Consider the following 18,027-nt stretch of genomic DNA (forward strand, 5'->3'; position numbering starts at 1 on the left):
CCCTCGCCGACGCCAATCCCTGATGGCCTCGACTGCTCCACCGGTCAACGCTACCGCCATGGACACAACCACCTCCCCCACCCCCGGTTCTGCAGCCCTGCGACGCGGCAGGACCTCGATCGCCGGCCAGCACTACCTCGTCACTTTCACCACCGCCCGGCGCACGCCGCATTTCGCCGACGCGGACGTTGCGATGTGTGCTGCTCGCGTGGTGGAGGACACGCGTCTATGGGTCGACGCGCGCCTACTTGCGTGGGTGTTGATGCCGGATCACTGGCATGGGCTGATCGAACTGGGGGCAAGGGATGATCTGTCCGGCCTCGTGCAGCGGTTGAAGGCGAACACTGCGCGGTGTGTGAGCGCGGCGCATCCGGCGATCGGACGTGTGTGGGAGAAGGGGTATCACGATCATGCGCTGCGGACTGAGGAGTCGCTGGCGGATGCGGCCCGGTACCTGGTGATGAATCCGGTGCGGGCGGGATTGGCGGGGCATGTGGGGGACTATCCGTTTTGGGATGCGGTTTGGGTTTGAGGTACATGGGGGAAGAGCATCGCGACTTACGTCGCTCCCACAGGGTTGAAGGGGCATGTGCGTCGCTCCCACAGGCTTGCAGCCTCAGCGCGACTTGCCGGGGCGAATCTGCTTCCACAATGCGCCGGCCTTGATGGCGAGCAGGTTCGTCTTCGGCGACAGCGGGTGCTGGAACAGCGCGTGGATCTGCTGGTTGAGCGCGGGATCCAGCTGCTCGCGCACCGGCCAGTACTCGCGGTACTTCTTCTTGAACGCGGCGCTGTACTCGCGATCGCCGATCAGCCGATCGGTGTACATGATGTTGAGCACCCGCAACTCTTCGACGAAGCTCAACCCGCTCTTGTAGACACCGGTGCTGACGTTGTTGCTGTGCTGGCGGTAGTAATTCAACAGCTTGCCGCTGATGTGCACCTTACCCAGCCGCGCGAGGCCGATCCAGAACAGCCAGTCGCCGCAAAAACGATATTGGGTGAAGTCGCGCGAGACGCGCGGGTAACAGTCCTTTTTCCACAACGCCATGCTGGCGTTGTAGATCGACGTGCTGACCAGGTACTGGCGGATGAAGTCGGGGCCGTCGACGACTTCGGACAGTGCGCGGTGCTGCGACTGCCAGTTGATGCCGTCCTGCGGGTTGATGAAGTAGGTCTGGCAATAGCTGAGGACGCAGTCCTGGTCGCGATGGATGCCGTCGAGCAGGGTTTCCAGCAAGGTCGGCTCGCACCAGTCGTCGCTTTCGGCGATCCAGATGTACTCGCCACGGGCCAGGGCGATGCCCTTGTCCCACTGCTTGAAGGTGCTGCCGCTGTTGGCCTCGTTGTAGACGATGTGCGCGACCCTGGGGTGCGTGCGGTAGCGCTCGAGGACTTCGCGGCTGTTGTCCGGCGAGCAGTCGTCGAGCAGGATCAGCTCGAAGTCCTGGCAGGTCTGGGCCAGCACCGACTCGATACGCTGCACCAGGTACTGCGCGTGGTTGTAGTTGGGGACGATGACGGAGACTTGCGGGGACATGGTGACCAACCGGGGTATGAACGGTGATGATGCCATGGCGCCACGTAGTGCCTGATCATTCGGCAACGCGGGTAAAATCCGGCATCCCCCATGCTTTCCGCGACATGACTACCGTCAGCCTGATCGTCTCCACGTATAACTGGAAGGAAGCGCTGGCCCTGACCCTGCGCAGCATCGCCGCGCAGCGCGTCCTGCCGCTCGAAGTGATCGTCGCCGATGACGGTTCGCGCGAGGACACCGGCGCGATGATCCGCGCGATGGCGAAGGATTTCCCGGTGCCGCTGATCCATGTGTGGCAGGAAGACACCGGCTTCCGTCTCGCCCGCATACGCAACCTCGGCATCGCCGCGAGCAGCGGCGACTACGTGATCTTCCTCGATGGCGACGTGATCCTGCATCCGGAGTTCGTCGCCGACCACCTCGCGCTGATCCGGCCGGGCATCCACCTGCAAGGCGGCCGCTTGAATGCTTCGCCGGAGGAATCCACACGGTTGCTGGCTGGTGGCAAGCCGCGGTTCTCACCGTTCATGCCCGGCAAGTTCAAACGCAAGCATGCATTGCGTTTGCCCTGGCTCGCTGCGCACAAATCGCGCACGGCCGAGGGCGGCCAGGTGATGGGCTGCAACATGGGCATGTGGCGCAAGGACCTGGACCTGGTCAATGGCTTCGACGACAACTACGAAGGCTGGGGCCGCGAGGACGACGACATCGCCTGGCGCCTGAAGCATGCGGGCATCGTGCGCCGGCCGCTGCGCTTCGCCGGGCTTGCGATCCATCTGTGGCACAACACGCGCTGGCCCGATGGCGTGCCGCCGACGGAAGTGTTGCCCAACGATCGTTTCTTCAACCAGACGCTGGCGACGAAGGCGACACGTTGCGAACGCGGCCTCGATGCCCATGTCGCGCGCGCCAAGGCGGACGCGGCAGCGCGCGCCGTAAACGGCTGAGCGCATGCGCAGCAGCCTGCTCGTCACCACCTACAACTGGAAGGAAGCACTGGCCGCGGTGCTGGACAGCGTGCGCCGGCAGTCGCAACTGCCGGATGAAGTGATCATCGCCGACGACGGCTCGCGCGCCGACACACGCGAGATGCTGGAACGGCAGGCGAAGAATTTCCCCACTGCACTGCGGCATGTCTGGCAGGAAGACACCGGCTTCCGCGCGGCCAGCAGCCGCAATCGCGGCATCGCCGCCAGCCGCGGCGATTACGTGATCATGATCGACGGCGACATGGTGCTACATCCGGAGTTCGTCGCCGATCACCTGGCGCTCGCCGAAGCCGGCAGCTTCCTGCAGGGTGGCCGGGTGCAGGCGACGGCGGACTACACCGCACGCTTGTTGTCCGGCAAACGCCCGATGTTTTCGCCGTGGATGGACGCGGATTTCACCGCGCAGCATGGCGACGAACGCCGGCATGCGTTCCGCCTCCCGTGGCTGGCGCGGCGCAAGGCGCGCTCGCGCAATGCCGGCGTCACTGTGATGAGTTGCAACATGAGCGTCTGGCGCGACGACCTGATCCGCGTCAACGGTTTCGACGAACGCATGGAAGGTTATGGCAGCGAGGACCTGGAGATCGACCTGCGTCTGCGCAACACCGGCTTGCGGCGTCGCCGGCTGAAGTTCGCGGGGCTCGCGGTGCACCTGCAACACACGTCGCGCGCGCCGGTGGATCCGGAAGACATGTCGATGCCGAACAACCGCATCCTCGAGGAAACCGCGCGCCTGAAGTCGACCCGTTGCGAAGCCGGTGTCAGCCGTTACGCAACCGAATACGCGGTACCGCCCGCCGACTTGCGCGAGCTCAGTCGAACAGCGGCGTCAGCGCCTGCCTCAGGCGGTCGCTGAACTCGCGATCGTTGCGCAGGAACCAGGCCCGCGCGTTGCTGCCGAGGCGCTGCAGTTCGTCGTCCGGCATCGCCAGCAGGCGTTCGACGGCGGCTTCCATCGCGGCTTCGTCGAAGTAATACGTGTTGGCGAGGAACTGCGTTCCCGAGCTGCCGTAACCGACCAGCACGCCGCGTTCGGCAGTGATGAGCTCGTTCATCGGCGGTGCGTCGGTGGTCACCGTCACCGCCCCGACGCTCATCGCCTCGACCAGGTAGTGGCCAAAACCTTCGGTCTCCGACGTGCACAGATGGAACCAGTTGCGGTTCTGAAGCGCGCGCAGTTCGGCGTCGTCGATGTAGTCGACGCGATGGACGATGTTCGCCACCGGCGGATCGATTGGCACGGCTTCGCGCGGGCTTTGCACGATCGTCAGCAGCGGCCATTCCGGATGCCGCGACCAGAGATCGATCAGGCGCTTGGTGCCCTTGTTCTTGCTGCGCCCGGCGAGGTGGAAGAACGTGCGTTCGCGCGGGGTGGCGGGATCGTGGCGATCTTCGCTGGTGAACCCGATCGGCGCGACCCGGCACCCGCGCGCGGCGAAGATGTCCGCGGCGTGCGCGGTCTTGGTCAGCACCGCATCGACGCGATCGAGCAACGCGACGTCCGTGGGCAGGCACCATTCCGGGTTCGGGATGAAGAAGTTGCGCGTGGCCGCCGGCATGTCCTCGGGGCGCACGTGCTCGAGCATGATGTTGGCGTCGAAACGCAATGCGCCGCCATCGCGCAGGCGCTGCGACAGCAGCTTGCCGCGCATCCACAACGGCCGGAACCACTTGCGCAGCTTGCCGCGGCCGATCGGACTGAGGTGCACGTCGAAACCGGCGGCCCGCAACGCAGCCGCCAGCAGGCGCAGGTCGCGGGACAGGCCGACGCCGTTGTCCCAGACGATCAGGTTCACGGTGGGCAGGCGGGTTGGCAGTGCTTCGGTGTTCATCGCGACCCGGCGCGCATCATTCGCGCGCCTTCTTCTGCGCCTTGCGGATCTGCGCATCCACCGCAGCGAGCGCGGTCATATTGACCACGCGGCGCGGCGTCGATGCCGGCGTGAGGATGTGCGCGGGCTGGTCCAGGCCCATCAGGATCGGGCCGATGGCGACGCCGTCGGTCATCACCCGCACCATGTTGTAGGTGATGTTGGCGGCATCGAGGTTGGGCAGCACGTACAAATTCGCGCGGCCCTTGAGCGTGGTGTTGGGGAAGATGCGGTGGCGCAGTTCATCGTCCCAGGCAGTGTCGGCCTGCATCTCGCCATCCATTTCGAGCTTGGGCACGCGCGCCTGGATGATCTCGCGCACCTTGCGCATCTTCGCCGCCGAGGCGTTGTCGTGGCTGCCGAAGTTGGAATGCGACAGCAGCGCGACCTTCGGCTCGACACCGAACAATTTCAGGCGATAGGTCGCCTGCATCGTCGCCTCGGCGATCTGCTCGGCGCTGGGATCGACCTGGACGTGGGTGTCAAGGAAGAACCATGCACCCTGGTCGTTGATCACGCAGCTCATCGCCGCGGTGCCGTGCACGCCGCGATCGAAGTCGAACACGCTGCGCAGGTAGCCGAGCTTCTTGTGGAAGCGCCCGACCAGGCCGCAGATCATCGCGTCGGCTTCGCCGCGTTCGACCATCAGCGCGGCGATCAGCGTCGGCCGCGAACGCAGCAGGTTCTTGGCGGCCGCAGGCGTCACGCCGCGCCGCTCGGTGAGCGCGTGGTATTGCTGCCAGTAATCGTTGAAGCGCGGGTCGTCGTTGATGTTGGTCAACTCGAAATCTTCACCGGCACGCATGCGCAGACCGAGACGGTGGATGCGCGTCTCGATGACGTCCGGGCGACCGATCAGGATCGGGTACGCCAGTTGCTCGTCGACCACGGTCTGCACCGCGCGCAGCACAGTTTCTTCCTCACCTTCGGCATAGACCACGCGCTTGCGGTCGCTGCGGGCGCGGTCGTAGACCGGCTTCATGATCAGGCTGGTGCGGTAGATGTACTGGCCGAGCTTCTCTTCGTACGCGGCGAAGTCATCGATCGGGCGCGTGGCGATGCCCGATTCCATCGCGGCTTTCGCCACCGCAGGCGCCAGCATCACCAGCAAACGCGGATCGAACGGGCGTGGGATCAGGTACTCGGGGCCGAACTTCGGCGCGTCGCCGCTGTACGCGCTGCCGAGGTCGCTGGCTTCGCGCTTGGCCAGCGTCGCGATCGCGCGCACGCAGGCGAGTTTCATCGCTTCGTTGATGCCGGTGGCACCGACGTCGAGCGCGCCGCGGAAGATGTAGGGGAAGCACAACGCGTTGTTGACCTGGTTCGGATAGTCCGAACGGCCGGTGGCGATGATGCAGTCGGGCCGCACTGCCTTTGCGTCTTCGGGCAGGATCTCGGGATACGGATTGGCGAGCGCGAGGATGATCGGATTGGGCGCCATCGAGGCGACCATTTCTTTCTTCAGCACGCCGCCGGCGGACAGGCCGAGGAAGATGTCGGCGCCGTCGACGATGTCGGCCAGCGTGCGCTTGTTCGTATCGCGCGCATAACGTGCCTTGTCGGGATCCAGGTGCGCGCGACCGGTGTACAACACGCCTTCGCGATCGACCGCGAGGATGTTCTCCGCCTTCATGCCGAGTGCGACCAGCATGTCGAGGCAGGCGATGCCGGCGGCACCTGCGCCCGAGGTGGCCAGCTTCACTTCGTCGATCTTCTTGCCGGCGACTTCCAGCGCGTTGAGCACGGCGGCACCGACGATGATCGCGGTGCCATGCTGGTCGTCGTGGAACACCGGGATCTTCATCCGCTCGCGCAGCTTGCGCTCGACGATGAAGCACTCAGGCGCCTTGATGTCCTCGAGGTTGATGCCGCCGAAGGTCGGTTCGAGCGAGGCGATGATCTCGACCAGCTTGTCCGGATCGTGCTCGTTGATCTCGATGTCGAACACGTCGATGCCGGCGAACTTCTGGAACAGCACACCCTTGCCTTCCATGACCGGCTTGCCGGCGAGCGGGCCGATGTCGCCGAGTCCCAGCACCGCGGTGCCGTTGCTGATCACCGCGACCAGGTTGCCGCGCGCGGTGTACTCGCTGGCCAGGTTCGGGTCCCGGGCGATCGCTTCGCAGGCATACGCCACGCCCGGCGAATACGCCAGGGCGAGGTCGCGCTGAGTCACCATCGGCTTGGTCGCGGTGACCCTGATCTTGCCCTTGGGTTCCAGGCGGTGATAGTCGAGCGCGGCCTGTTTGAGATCGTCGCTGGTCGGCGAGTTATCGGACATCGTCGGCACGGGTGCGGGTGGGTCGTCGATTGTACCGGCGCGGCCATGACAGCGCGCAGGCGCCACTGGATTGTGGGAAATCGCAGAGAATGGCGGGTACTCGGAGGTTCCGCATGCAACCATCTTCGCGTCGCCTGGCGACGTTGCCCGGCGCTGTACCGGTGCAAGCCGTGCTGGTTTTCGCCATGGCACTGCTGGCATCGCTGCCGCTGATCCTCAATCCGGGTTATTTCAGCCACGATGAGTTGCAATGGGCGGTCTTCGCCGAACGCGGTCAGGCGTTCCCGTGGCTCGGTATCGACGCGTTCCAGTACCGCCCGCTCACCTTCAACCTGTGGGCGTGGCTGTCGCGGCACCTGTTCGCACAGCCACAGGCCTTCCATGCCGTTCTGGCGGCCTGGGGCGCCGGCAATGTCGCGCTGCTGTACGCGGTCGGGCGTGGCTTCGGCGTCGGCACTCGGCCGGCGGTCGCGGGCGCGCTGGCTTTCGCGCTGAGTCCGTACGCGGTGTACGTGCACGGCTGGGTCGGCACGCTGGGGGATCTGGCCTGGTTGAGTTGCGCCCTGCTGATCGGGTTGCTGACGATGCACACGCGCAGTGTCGTGATCGCTGCCCTGGTGGCTGCGACGCTGACGGCCATCGGTTTGCTGGGCAAGGAAGCTGCGTTCGCGATTCCGCCGTTGCTGGCGGTGGCCTGGTGGTTCGATGGCCGCAAGCCGACCTGGGCGGCAGCGACGCTGGCAGCGGGTGCCATCGCTGCGGCCTACCTCGCGCTGCGCTGGAATGCGTTGCTGCATGCGCCGCGCGAAGGCGTGCAATACACGCTGAGCCTGGCGAATGCGCCGCTGCGATGGGTCGAGTACCAACTTTTCCCACCCATCATCCCGCTGCTCGAAGCCTTCACCACGTTCCTGCATGGCATCGGTGCGCACATCGTCATCGCGACGGTGCTGTGGCTCGGCTTGTTTGCCGCGCTTTGGAAAGCGGGCCGCCGCTATGCCGCCGTGTTCGTGCTCGGCGGCGTGGCCGCGTTGTTGCCGGTCCTGCCGATGGGACGTAGCTGGACCCACTACGCCTATGCCTTCGCCGCAGTGGGAGCGATGTGCATCGCTGCGGCCTGGCCCCGCACCACGCGCTGGGGACGCGTCGCCATCGGCGCCTTCGCGCTGTTGAGCGTGCTGCACGGGGCCAACGTAATGCGGCTGATGCGCCATGTGGGCGAGGTGCAGGCCGTGTTTTCACCCGCACTCGCAGCTGCTGTGCGCGACCACGACGGCGTGGTGCGCCTGCGCCCCGTCCCGGGAGCCAAGGAATGGATCTTCCAGCGCCTGACCCATGAGATTCCGAGCTATCGCGGCATACCGATCGGTGATCGGGTGCAGTTGGTCGGTGCAGGGGAACCGGCGGATTACGTGATCCTTGCCGACGGCCACCTGCAAGCGTTGCGCTAAAGCTCGAACGCGGCTTCGGACGAAACGATCTGGTCGAGGCGGATGCGGTTGGCGAACAGCGAGAACGCCAGCATCCCCGCCAGGCCATTCGCGCGCTGCACCCAGTGCGGCAACCAGCGCGGCGGCACGATCACGCCGGCGTCATAGAGCGGTTCGAACCGCTGCACATCGCCGAGCGTCATCTTGCCGGCGAACAGCAAACGGCACAGTCGCAACTTGCGCTGGCGCAGCGCCCAGCGGAAGAAGGTGTGCACGCTGATCAGGCCGCGCAGGTACACCGCATCCTTGGTGAACGCGGAACCGCCCGTCGTCGGTACGCCACGGAACACGCGCTGCGCGGACGTGAAGCTGTCGGTCGCGCTCTGTCCGGCATCGATGAAATAACGGAACACCTCGATGAAGTCGGCACCGTTTAGCGCCATCGCCACCGCCTCGATGCGCAGGCTGATGCGCTTCATGCGTTCGATGTCGATGCTGCCGGTGATCTGTTCGGCGAAGGTCGCCAGTCCTTCCTGCGTGGCGGTGGTGCGCGGCGAGGACAGCGACAGGCTCTGCAACTGCGGCTGCTCGCGGCCGTTGAGCGCGGTCAGCGAATGCACGAAGGCCTCGTGCTGCACCAGCTGGTGGCGGTCGTAATCGCTGAATGCCGCACCCGAGCGCAGGCGGATGCGGGTGGCGCCGGCCGCGGCTTTCGCGATCAGGTCGGGGTCGAGCACGACTTCTATGACGCGCGCGTCGAAGAAGTCGTCGAGATCGGATTGCAGTTGCAGCTTGAGCGCAGTCGCCGAGATCGCCACGCATTCCGATGGCGCCAGCAGTTCGCGATCGAGCTCGCCGGCGATGTCGATGAAATGGCGCGCGGCCTCGCGCGTGGTCGGGCCGTTGCCGGGAAGCGGCTCATCGGGGCGACCGAACAGGCGCACCGAATGCGTGGTGACCTCCGGCGTACCGAGCGCCTCCAGCAACTCGGCCGCGATCGACCAGCTGCGCGCGGTTTCGCCGACGTAACGGCCCAGCGGATGCTCGGCATCGGCGGCGGCGATGATCGCGTCGAGTTCGCGCCGGGCGGCGGAAAAATCGTGCTTGGGGTATTCGTGTTGTGGCAGCGCCAGTTCGCCACGTGCGTAGTCGGCGAGGAACCGCTGCTGCTCGCTGGCCGGCCAGCTCACCAGGTTGAGCAGCCTGAGTCCGCGCACCGCCCTGACCATGCGCGCGTCGAGTGCGGCGTGATGGAGGATGTCGGGCGCGAGGTCGGGCATGGCTGTTACTCCCTCCCCTCCGAACGGAGGGGGTGAGGAGCCTCGCTTACGACCTGCCTTATTGGCAGGTCGTGAGGCGACGAACGCCTCGCGCTTTGCGCGAGGCCGGACGGGTTGGTGAGGGGTTGAATCGTCATCGACGAATGCTCGGCGCTACGCGCCTCACACCCTTCCCCGGCCCGCCGGCATAGCCGTCGGGCGTTCGACGGCATGCGAACCAGTGGTTCGCAAGCATGCCGTCTCACCCCAGCCTCCCCCTGCAAGCAGGGGGAGGAGACAAGTTCAATGCCGCCCATATTTCTCATCCAGCCGTTTATTGAGCGCCTTGCCCCCGACCTTCTCCTCCGCCTTCTGCGCAAGCCGCGTCGCGAGCTTGTTGGCGGCGCCGGCGACTTCGTCGCGGAGCTTCAGGTAGTTGGCATAGCGCTCGGGCGCCAGTGTGCCGGCTGCGATCGCGGCACGCACCGCGCAGCCGGGTTCGCGTTCGTGCTTGCAATCACGGAACTTGCACTGCTCGGCCAAGGCTTCGATGTCGCTGAAGTTCTCGGCGACGTCTTCCTCGCCGGTGGGCTTGAGCTCGCGCATGCCCGGCGTGTCGATCATGCAGGCGCCGCTCGGCAGCGGGATCAGCGCGCGATGGGTCGTGGTGTGGCGGCCGCGCTCGTCGCTGGCGCGCACTTCGCCGATCTTCATCTTCTCGGTGCCGAGCAGGGTGTTGGTCAGCGTCGATTTGCCGGCGCCGGAAGAACCGACCAGCACGATGCTGCGGCCGGGCGCGAGCCAGGGCTCGAGCGCGGCCACGCTGGCGCGGTCCTTGGCGTTCACTGCGACGACAGCGACGCCTTGGGTGGCGATCTCGGCCAGCGCCGCGAGTGCATCGTCGACATCGTTCGCCTTGTCGGCTTTGGTCAGTACCACCACCGGCTCGACGCCACCGCCACGCACGAGCAGGAGATAACGCTCGATCCGGCGCGGATTGAAGTCGGCATCGAGGCCGCAGACCACGAACACATTGTCGATGTTGGCGGCGATCAGCTGCTGCTTGTAGTGCTCGCCGGCGGCGCCGCGCTTGATCGCACTGCGGCGTGGCAGCAGCGCGACGATGCGCGCGCTCCTGGGCGGTTGGCCTTCCACCAGCACCCAGTCGCCGACCGCGGCGCGTTGCTCAGTCGGGATCATCCCCTTCTTGTAACTGGGGGCGCGCTGCCATTCCGGCGGCGATTCGGCGGCGTAACCCTCATCCGGACCTTCAGCGACGATATAGCCGGAGCGGTGCTGCTCGGTGACCCGGGCCAACCGCGCCTGCGGGTGCGCTGCAATGGCTTCGCGCCAAGCCTCGTCGTCCGGCTCGCCCGCAAAGGGCCAGCCGATCGCGCGCAGGGGTGTCATGCGAGGTGGAATGCCGTCATGGCCGCATTCTAGCCCTGCTTTTTCGACGGAAGCCCGGCCATGACGCTCCGTTGCCCCGCCCCGAGCAGTTTTCCCGTCTGGATCGGGCTCAAAAACACGGAAAATCCGGCCGATTTCCGCTAGTCTGGCGAGCCATTCACGTCCTGCGCTACGCCGATGTCCTTTCCGAGCCTCAAGACCCGCGAACGCCTGTCCGAAGTCCGCTACGAAATCCGCGGAGAGCTGGCACGCCGAGCCCGGGAGCTCGAAGCCCAGGGTCGCAGGCAGATCAAGCTCAACATCGGCAATCCGGGCGCCTTCGGTTTCCGCGCGCCCGAACACCTGCAGCGCGCGATCGCGGACCACATCGCCAGCACCGACCCCTATACCCACCAGCAGGGCCTGCCGGCCGCGCGCGAAGCCATCGCCGCGTTCCACAAGGCCCGCGGTACGCCGAATGCGTCGCCGGAGCGCGTGTTCGTCGGCAACGGCGTCAGCGAACTGATCGACCTGTCGCTGCGCGCACTGCTCAATCCCGGCGACGAAGTGCTGCTGCCTTCGCCCGACTATCCGCTGTGGTCGGCGGCGACCATCCTCAACGACGGCCGCCCGGTGTATTACCAGTGCAAGCCGAGCCATGGCTTCGTCCCCGATCCGGACGAAATCGAAGCGCTGGTCTCGAGCCGCACACGCGCCATCGTGCTGATCAATCCGAACAATCCAACCGGCGCGACGTATCCGCGCGCCGTGCTCGAACGCATCGTCGCGATTGCGCTACGCCACAAGCTGCTGCTGATGTGCGACGAGATCTACGACGAAGTCCTGTACGACGACGCGCAGTTCCAGCCGATCGCACCGCTCGCCAGTGATCTGCCCTGCCTGACTTTCGGCGGCTTGTCGAAAGTGCACCGCGCCTGCGGCTGGCGCGTCGGCTGGGCGGTGCTCAGCGGCGACCCGCTCGCCAGCGGGGACCTGCACCACGCCATGGACCTGCTCGGAGCGCTGCGCCTGTGCGCCAACGTGCCGGGGCAGTTCGCGATCGAGGCCGCATTGCACGGCGCCGACACGATCACCCCGTTGACCACCCCCGGCGGCCGCCTGTACGAAACCCGGCGCGCGTTGATCGAATGCTGCGAAGCCAGCGAGCACCTGTCGCTGGTCGCGCCGAGCGGTGCGCTGTACGGCTTCCCGGCTGTGGTCGGCGATGCCGCACACGGCTTCGACGACCACGCCTTCGCGCTGGAGATGCTGGAGACCGAGGACGTGCTGCTGGTGCCCGGCTCCAGTTTCAACGTGCCCTACCGCAACCACTTCCGCGTCACCCTGCTGCCGGAAGCGCCGGTGTTGCGCGAAGTGTTCACGCGCATCGATCGCGTGCTGTCGCGCCGCGCCGAGGCGCATTCCGCCCGCCGTTCCGCGGTCGCCTAGGGCCTGTTAACCCACATGGAACAGGTCGCGTTGCTCCGCAGTGGCTGCCAGGTGGTGTCGCGTGGCGCCGCGCCTTGCTGCCTGCAAGGTCAAGCCGCGCGGCGCCGCATGGCAGCCACTGCGGAGCAACCCGAAGGGCCGGGCCTGAGGCGGCGCGATGCTGCGTCATCGCTCGGTTGCGTATCGACATACGCGTCCTCGCTCTTCCTTGCCTCGCACCGCCTCAGGCCCGGCGCGGCCTGCTCCATGTGGGTTAACAGGCCCTAAGATGTCGCCGTTGCCGCGCGCGCAGATCGCGTATCTCGCGCTCGGCGACAGCTACACCATCGGCGAAGACGTCGCGGAAGACGGCCGCTGGCCGCTGCAGCTCGCGCATGCATTGCGCGAGGAAGGCATCCCCCTCTCCGATCCGCGCATCATCGCCACCACCGGCTGGACCACCGATGAGCTGTCCGCGGCGATCGATGGAGCCGAGCCGCTCGGCGCCTACGGCTTCGTTTCGCTGCTGATCGGCGTCAACAACCAGTACCGCGGCCGCGATGTCGACGACTATGCGCGCGAATTCGCGACCCTGCTCGAACGCGCGATCGGCTTCGCCGACGGCCGCGCGGACCGCGTGCTGGTACTGAGCATCCCCGATTGGGGCGTGACCCCGTTCGCGCGCTTCGAGGCCGGCAACCGGACCAACATCGCCGCCGAGATCGACGCCCACAACGCCGCCGCGCACGCCATCTGCGCGCAACACGCGGTTGCTTTCGTCGATGTCACCCCGGTCTCGCGCACACGCGGCGCGGAACCGGAGATGCTGGCCGCGGATGGCCTGCATCCGTCGGCCGCGATGTATACCGAATGGACACGATTGGCATTGCCGATCGCACGGCGGCTGCTCGCGGCATGAACAGCACCACGCGCGCACTCGATCGCGTCAGCGCCGCGCACATCGCCCACGCCTTCCTGCCACTGCGCTGGTACGGCAGCCGCTGGCATTACTACTACGCCAAGGCCAAGCTCCGCAGCGACCCGCTGTATCCGGGCGTGGTCGATGCACTGCGTGGCAGCGCGGCGCCGTTGCTCGACCTGGGGTGCGGCATCGGCCTGCTCGCGCATGCGTTGCGCGCCTCCGGCCTGGACGTGCCCTACCGCGGTATCGACAACGACACCGGCAAGATCGCGCAGGCGCAGCGCGCCGCACGCAATGCCGGGCTGCGCGATGCCACGTTCGAGGTGGTCGACCTAGCCGCCGGCCTGCCCGCGCATCGCGGCAGCGTCGCCATCCTCGACGTGCTGCAGTTCGTACCACCGCAGGCGCAGGACGCGATCCTCGACGCCGCCATCGCCATGCTCGCACCCGGTGCGAAGCTCGTTATCCGCACCGGCCTCGACGACGGCAACCAGCGCGCGCGGATCACCCGTGGCATCGATGCGTTCTCACGCATGCTCGGCTGGATGAACAGCGGGCCGAAGCGTTATCCGGACGCCGACGCGCTACGGGCGAAGTTCGATGCCGCTGGATTGCAATCGGAATTCACACCGCTCTACGGCAGGACACCGTTCAACAATTGGCGTGTCGTGGCGACGAAACCGACGGCATCCGCGCAATCCACGATTTCGTAGGAGCGGCTTACAGCCGCGAGCTTGTCGCTCATCCCCCAAGAGGCTCGCGGCTGTAAGCCGCTCCTACAGGGGCAGGCTCGGCAGGGTCGCCTTCGAGTGTTTCCGGCAACACGCAGCGATACCCCAACGCATCCAGCCGCTGCAACAGCAACGCCAACGCCTCGACGTTGCGCCCGTGCTTCGCGCCCTCGTGCAGCAACACGATCGCCCCGGGCTTGAGTTGCGATTCGATGCGCGCGGCCACGCTCTGCGGATCGGCGCTGATCGCATCGAACCCACGCGCACTCCAAGCCACGCGCGCGAGCTGATGTTCCTTCAACGCGACGGCAACGAACGGATTGGCCATGCCGACCACGGCGCGGAACCAGCGCGGCGTGACGCCGGTGATCTGGCGCAGGATCGCCTGTGCCTGCGCGATCTCCGTCCGCATGCGCCACGGCGGCAGCGCCCAGAACCAGGCCTGCGGGTGGGTTTCACTGTGGTTGCCGACGCCGTGCCCGCGTCGCACGATCTCGCGCAGCAGTTCCGGGCGCGCCTGTGCGCGGGCACCGACGACGAAGAACGTCGCCTTGGCCGCATGCGCGTCGAGCAGGTCGAGCATGGCCTGCGTGTCGGTGGAAGGGCCATCGTCGATGGTCAGCCATACGTGCCGCGCATCGCCCGGTAAACGTCGCAGCACCGGGCTGAACAGGCGCGAGTCCGGCACCAGCGTCGCCCACCAGAACGGCGCCAACGAGAGCAGGAACACCGGCAGGCCGACCTCCCAGCCATAACGCCACCACACCGCTGCTACCGCCAGTAGCACGACCAACAGCCACCAGGCCCAGCCATGGGGGCGATGCGGAGGACGGTGCAGGGGCAGGCTCGACATGCGCTGCATGATGCCACGGGGCGTAAAATCAGCTTCTCTACCGCTGTCCGGATATGCCCATGTCGCTCGACCCCGCCCTACGCACCCGCATCGAATCCCTGCTCGCGGCGAACCACGTCGTGCTGTTCATGAAGGGGCAACCAGGCGCACCGCAATGCGGTTTTTCGGCGAAGGCATCGGGCACGCTGAATGCGCTCGGCGTCGACTACGCGCACGTCGACGTACTGTCGGATCCGGAAATCCGCGAAGGCATCAAGGAATACGGCGATTGGCCGACGATTCCGCAGCTCTACATCGCTGGCGAACTGGTCGGCGGCAGCGACATCATCGAACAGATGTCGAACTCCGGCGAACTGCATGCCGCCCTCGGCCTGCCGGCACCGGATCGCACGCCGCCGCGGATCGCGATCACGCCGGCCGCGGCCGAGATGTTGCGCAAGGCCATCGAAGACGCGGGCGGCGATGTCCTCGTCAAGGTCGACATCGATCCGCAGTACCGCACCCGCCTGCAGCTGGCGCATGAAGACGGCGGCGCGATCACCGCCGAAGCCGCAGGCATCCGCGTGCAGTTCGACCTCGCCGGTGCGCGCCGTGCCGAAGGCTTGACCATCGACTGGGTCGACGACGCACGCGGCCGTGGCCTGGTGATCGAGAACCCGAACGCGCCTGCACCGGTACGCGCGCTGTCGCCGGCCGAAGCCGACGCGCGCCTGAAGGCGGGCACGCTGACGCTGATCGACGTGCGTCCGGGCGAAGAACGCGCGCAGGCATCGGTCAATGCCCCGTTCGCGACTTTCGACGACGGGCTCGCCCCGTTCGAATCGCTGCCGAAAACAACGCCCCTGGCGTTCCTCTGCCATCACGGTGGCCGCAGCCAGCAGGCGGCGGAGCATTTCCGCCAGCTGGGTTTCGGCGAGGTCTATAACATCGTCGGCGGCATCGATGCGTGGTCCGATACCGACCCGGCCATCCCGAAATATTGAGCCACCCTTGGTGCGCTCCGGCGCGCTCCTACGAAGGGCGGAGGGCCGAAGGGCCCGAAGGGTGTCAGCCGAAGCCGCCGCCGGCGTCGAGATAGGCCTGCTCTTCCGGCGTATTCGCGCGACCGAGCGCGGCGTTGCGGTGCGGAAACCGGCCGAAGCGTTTGATCACGTTGAAGTGCTTCACCGCCCACTGGTCGGCGCCCTCGCCCGGCAACGAGCGATGCAATGCAACCGAGCGTTCCTGGTCTGCGACGTCTTCGGAATGCTCAAGCGGCATATAGAAAAAGAGCCGCAAGACCGGATCGACCTGCTGATCGAAACCCGCATCGAGCGCGCGTGCGGCGTAATGCCGCGCGAGCGGATCGGTCGCGTAGCTGTGCGCATTGCCGCGGAACACGTTGCGGGGGATCTGGTCGAGCAGCAGCAACAGCGCCAACGCACCGTCGGCGCCGTCCATCCAGTGCTCCAACTCGCGCCGTGCGGCCTGGTAGTGCGCGTCGAGGAAGCGGGATTCGCACGCGCGATCGAACGGCGCGCCACCGCCGAACCATTTCTCGTAACCGGCTTCGCGCCAGAAATCGAGCAACTCCTTGCGCATCGTCATTGACTGCTGTCCTCCGTATCGCGCGAGGACAGCAGCATGCCACGCACGCACGATAAATCAGAGATGCACGGCTTCCACGTTGTTGCCGTCCGGGTCGATCAGGAATGCGGCGTAATACGTCGGGCTGTAATCCGCACGCGGGCCCGCTGCACCGTTGTCCTTTCCGCCGGCCTTGATGCCAGCCGTATGGAAACGATCGACCGCGGCGTGGTCGGCGGCACGGAAAGCGACGTGGGCCGCGCCCTTCGCGTTCTTGTCCGCATACAGCCACAACGCTGGTGCGCCGGGCGGACCAAAACCCGCACCGCTGTCGTCGCGCGAGTCGAGCACGTGGCCAAGCGGCGCGAGCGCGGCTTCGTAGAAGCGCACGCTCGCGTCGAGATCTTTCACTTTCAAACCGATATGGTCGTACATGGTGTCTCCTTCGATGGGAAGCGCAGGCCATCACGGCCAGCTCGCAGCGAGGTTAGGACACCGCGTTCAACCGGTCTTGGAGAATCTTGCGGTCGCCCTGCGCGAGCTGGCGGAAGCGGCGCGGCGAGACGCCGGCGGCGCGATGGAAGGTGCGTACGAAATTGGACAGGTCGCCGAATCCGACTTCGAAGGCGATATCGGTAATGGGACGCGCGGGATCGGCGAGCAACCGCGCGGCATGCCGCAGCCGCGAGCGCACCAGGTACTGGTGTGGGGTCACGCCCACGACGTTGCCGAACAGGCGCAGGAAATGGAACGGGCTGAGATCGGCGTGACGCGCGGCGCCGTCGAGGTCGTTCGCCTCGTGCGAATTCGCATCGATCCGCAATGCCGCATCGACCGCTCGCCGGCGATCGCGCGGACTCGCCCGTAGCGGCGCACGCTTGCGCCCGGACGCGACTTCGAGGAAACGCGCCGCGAACAACAGGCCGATCTCGTCGACGCCGACATCGCTGTCGCCATCGGCAACGGCCTGCGCCAATTCGCCCAGCACCATCAGCTCCGGCAGCGGCGGCAGGCTGCCGATGCGCCAGGCTTCGTCGCGGTCGTCGATGCTGTCGACCAGTTCACTTTCGACCAGAGCTGGCGCCAGCTGGAACGACAGGCATTCGTCGCCGCAGGCGTGATGCTCGTGCGTGCACATGTACTCGTCGCCACGGTGGCCGACCAGCACCGCGCCGGCCACCAGCTCATGCGTCTGCCCGCGATAGCGATAGCCGAACGTGCCGCGACGCACGTACGACACCGAATGCCGCTGGTGCCGTTCGACGAACGGAACATCGTCCGGCCCGGCGCTGCAGCGGTAGTCGTATACCGTCAGCGCCTCGGTCTGCAGCAGCGTGGTGGCGGCCATCGCTTCAGCGCATCACAGGTGGCGGGTTTCCGCCGGTGCTTCGGCCCAGTTGTTGTTGCGGCCGTCGCAGTATTGGATCGGCCCTGCGAGCAGTTCGTGCGGTTCGGCGTCGTCGAGGCAGGCGACGTTGATCGAATAGAACGCGCCTCCCACTTCCGGAATGTCGCCCTGGCCGTACGGCCGCACGCCGCAGGTCTTGCAGAACAGCCAATGCATGCTGTTGGTACCGAACTGGTAGTCCGTCGTCGCGCTCTCGCCGCTGAGCAGGCGGAACGCCTCCGGCTTCACGGTGGTGCCCCAGTTGCGGGTCTTGGTGCAGATCGAGCAATTGCACTTGCCGGTGCCGGCGCTGAGGTCGATGTCGGCCTCGAAGCGGACATTGCCGCAATGGCAGCTGCCGGTATAGGTCTTGATCGCCAT

17 protein-coding genes and 1 pseudogene are annotated in these 18,027 nt (G+C 66.5%); 8 read left to right on the plus strand and 10 right to left on the minus strand.

Annotated features, from left to right (window positions below):
- Window positions 1-58: 58 nt before the first annotated feature.
- Window positions 59-532, plus strand: a complete 474-nt coding sequence (locus MO486_RS11375; protein WP_242907598.1) for a transposase — start codon at window positions 59-61, stop codon at window positions 530-532.
- A gap of 84 nt (window positions 533-616) precedes the next feature.
- On the opposite strand, the gene MO486_RS11380 is transcribed toward MO486_RS11375, so the two are convergent.
- The gene (locus tag MO486_RS11380) at window positions 617-1,540 is read right to left on the minus strand and encodes a glycosyltransferase family 2 protein (RefSeq protein ID WP_242907606.1); all 924 of its coding nucleotides are present in this window, start codon (window positions 1,538-1,540) and stop codon (window positions 617-619) included.
- Between the two features lie 104 nt (window positions 1,541-1,644).
- On the opposite strand from MO486_RS11380, the gene MO486_RS11385 reads away from it, so the two are divergent.
- Both MO486_RS11385 and MO486_RS11390 read left to right on the plus strand, forming a co-directional pair.
- Window positions 1,645-2,487 (plus strand): glycosyltransferase family 2 protein, encoded by an 843-nt coding sequence (locus MO486_RS11385; protein ID WP_242907608.1) that lies wholly within the window; start codon window positions 1,645-1,647, stop codon window positions 2,485-2,487.
- A gap of 4 nt (window positions 2,488-2,491) precedes the next feature.
- The gene (locus MO486_RS11390; RefSeq protein WP_242907610.1) at window positions 2,492-3,385 is read left to right on the plus strand and encodes a glycosyltransferase family 2 protein; all 894 of its coding nucleotides are present in this window, start codon (window positions 2,492-2,494) and stop codon (window positions 3,383-3,385) included.
- Here MO486_RS11390 and MO486_RS11395 read toward each other — a convergent pair.
- Window positions 3,342-4,361: a glycosyltransferase gene (locus MO486_RS11395; protein WP_242907612.1), complete on the minus strand. Its 1,020-nt coding sequence runs from the start codon at window positions 4,359-4,361 to the stop codon at window positions 3,342-3,344. The two genes, MO486_RS11390 and MO486_RS11395, sit on opposite strands and share 44 nt — an antisense overlap.
- A gap of 16 nt (window positions 4,362-4,377) precedes the next feature.
- Window positions 4,378-6,681, minus strand: coding sequence for an NADP-dependent malic enzyme (locus tag MO486_RS11400; protein WP_242907614.1), 2,304 nt, complete (start codon window positions 6,679-6,681; stop codon window positions 4,378-4,380).
- Window positions 6,682-6,794: 113 nt separating this feature from the next.
- Between MO486_RS11400 and MO486_RS11405 the strand changes: the two genes are divergently transcribed.
- On the plus strand, window positions 6,795-8,132 hold the full coding sequence (locus tag MO486_RS11405) for a hypothetical protein (RefSeq protein ID WP_242907616.1): 1,338 nt from the start codon (window positions 6,795-6,797) through the stop codon (window positions 8,130-8,132).
- Here the strand turns inward: MO486_RS11405 and MO486_RS11410 are convergent.
- Together MO486_RS11410 and rsgA are read right to left on the minus strand one after the other, a co-directional pair.
- The gene (locus MO486_RS11410) at window positions 8,129-9,391 is read right to left on the minus strand and encodes a flavohemoglobin expression-modulating QEGLA motif protein (RefSeq protein WP_242907618.1); all 1,263 of its coding nucleotides are present in this window, start codon (window positions 9,389-9,391) and stop codon (window positions 8,129-8,131) included. The genes MO486_RS11405 and MO486_RS11410 overlap by 4 nt on opposite strands.
- 282 nt (window positions 9,392-9,673) lie before the next feature.
- A complete protein-coding gene (gene rsgA / locus MO486_RS11415) occupies window positions 9,674-10,780 on the minus strand; it encodes a ribosome small subunit-dependent GTPase A (protein ID WP_242907626.1) in 1,107 nt (368 codons plus the stop codon).
- A 177-nt stretch (window positions 10,781-10,957) separates the two neighbouring features.
- Here rsgA and MO486_RS11420 point away from each other — a divergent pair, with 177 nt between their 5' ends.
- From MO486_RS11420 to MO486_RS11430, 3 genes are all read left to right on the plus strand, one after another.
- On the plus strand, window positions 10,958-12,208 hold the full coding sequence (locus MO486_RS11420; RefSeq protein WP_242907628.1) for an aminotransferase class I/II-fold pyridoxal phosphate-dependent enzyme: 1,251 nt from the start codon (window positions 10,958-10,960) through the stop codon (window positions 12,206-12,208).
- A gap of 268 nt (window positions 12,209-12,476) precedes the next feature.
- Window positions 12,477-13,106 (plus strand): SGNH/GDSL hydrolase family protein, encoded by a 630-nt coding sequence (locus tag MO486_RS11425; protein WP_242907630.1) that lies wholly within the window; start codon window positions 12,477-12,479, stop codon window positions 13,104-13,106.
- Window positions 13,103-13,822: a class I SAM-dependent methyltransferase gene (locus MO486_RS11430; protein ID WP_242907632.1), complete on the plus strand. Its 720-nt coding sequence runs from the start codon at window positions 13,103-13,105 to the stop codon at window positions 13,820-13,822. Before MO486_RS11425 ends, MO486_RS11430 begins: the two co-directional genes overlap by 4 nt.
- A 163-nt stretch (window positions 13,823-13,985) precedes the next feature.
- Here MO486_RS11430 and MO486_RS11435 read toward each other — a convergent pair.
- Window positions 13,986-14,693, minus strand: a pseudogene (locus MO486_RS11435) (polysaccharide deacetylase family protein); the annotation flags it as partial.
- A 59-nt stretch (window positions 14,694-14,752) separates the two neighbouring features.
- Here MO486_RS11435 and grxD point away from each other — a divergent pair.
- The gene (grxD, locus tag MO486_RS11440; protein WP_242907634.1) at window positions 14,753-15,676 is read left to right on the plus strand and encodes a Grx4 family monothiol glutaredoxin; all 924 of its coding nucleotides are present in this window, start codon (window positions 14,753-14,755) and stop codon (window positions 15,674-15,676) included.
- Between the two features lie 64 nt (window positions 15,677-15,740).
- Here grxD and MO486_RS11445 read toward each other — a convergent pair whose 3' ends face one another.
- The 4 genes from MO486_RS11445 to MO486_RS11460 are packed head-to-tail and all read right to left on the minus strand — an operon-like array spanning window position 15,741 to window position 18,027.
- Window positions 15,741-16,280, minus strand: a complete 540-nt coding sequence (locus MO486_RS11445) for a DUF924 family protein (RefSeq protein ID WP_242907636.1) — start codon at window positions 16,278-16,280, stop codon at window positions 15,741-15,743.
- 57 nt (window positions 16,281-16,337) lie between these two features.
- Window positions 16,338-16,694 (minus strand): VOC family protein, encoded by a 357-nt coding sequence (locus MO486_RS11450; RefSeq protein ID WP_242907638.1) that lies wholly within the window; start codon window positions 16,692-16,694, stop codon window positions 16,338-16,340.
- 52 nt (window positions 16,695-16,746) lie between these two features.
- Entirely contained in the window at window positions 16,747-17,607 is an 861-nt protein-coding gene (locus MO486_RS11455) for a helix-turn-helix transcriptional regulator (protein ID WP_242907640.1), read from the minus strand.
- A 12-nt stretch (window positions 17,608-17,619) separates the two neighbouring features.
- Entirely contained in the window at window positions 17,620-18,027 is a 408-nt protein-coding gene (locus MO486_RS11460; protein ID WP_242907642.1) for a GFA family protein, read from the minus strand.

The sequence above is a fragment of the Lysobacter sp. CFH 32150 genome (genome assembly GCF_022758295.1).
GTDB lineage: Bacteria > Pseudomonadota > Gammaproteobacteria > Xanthomonadales > Xanthomonadaceae > CFH-32150.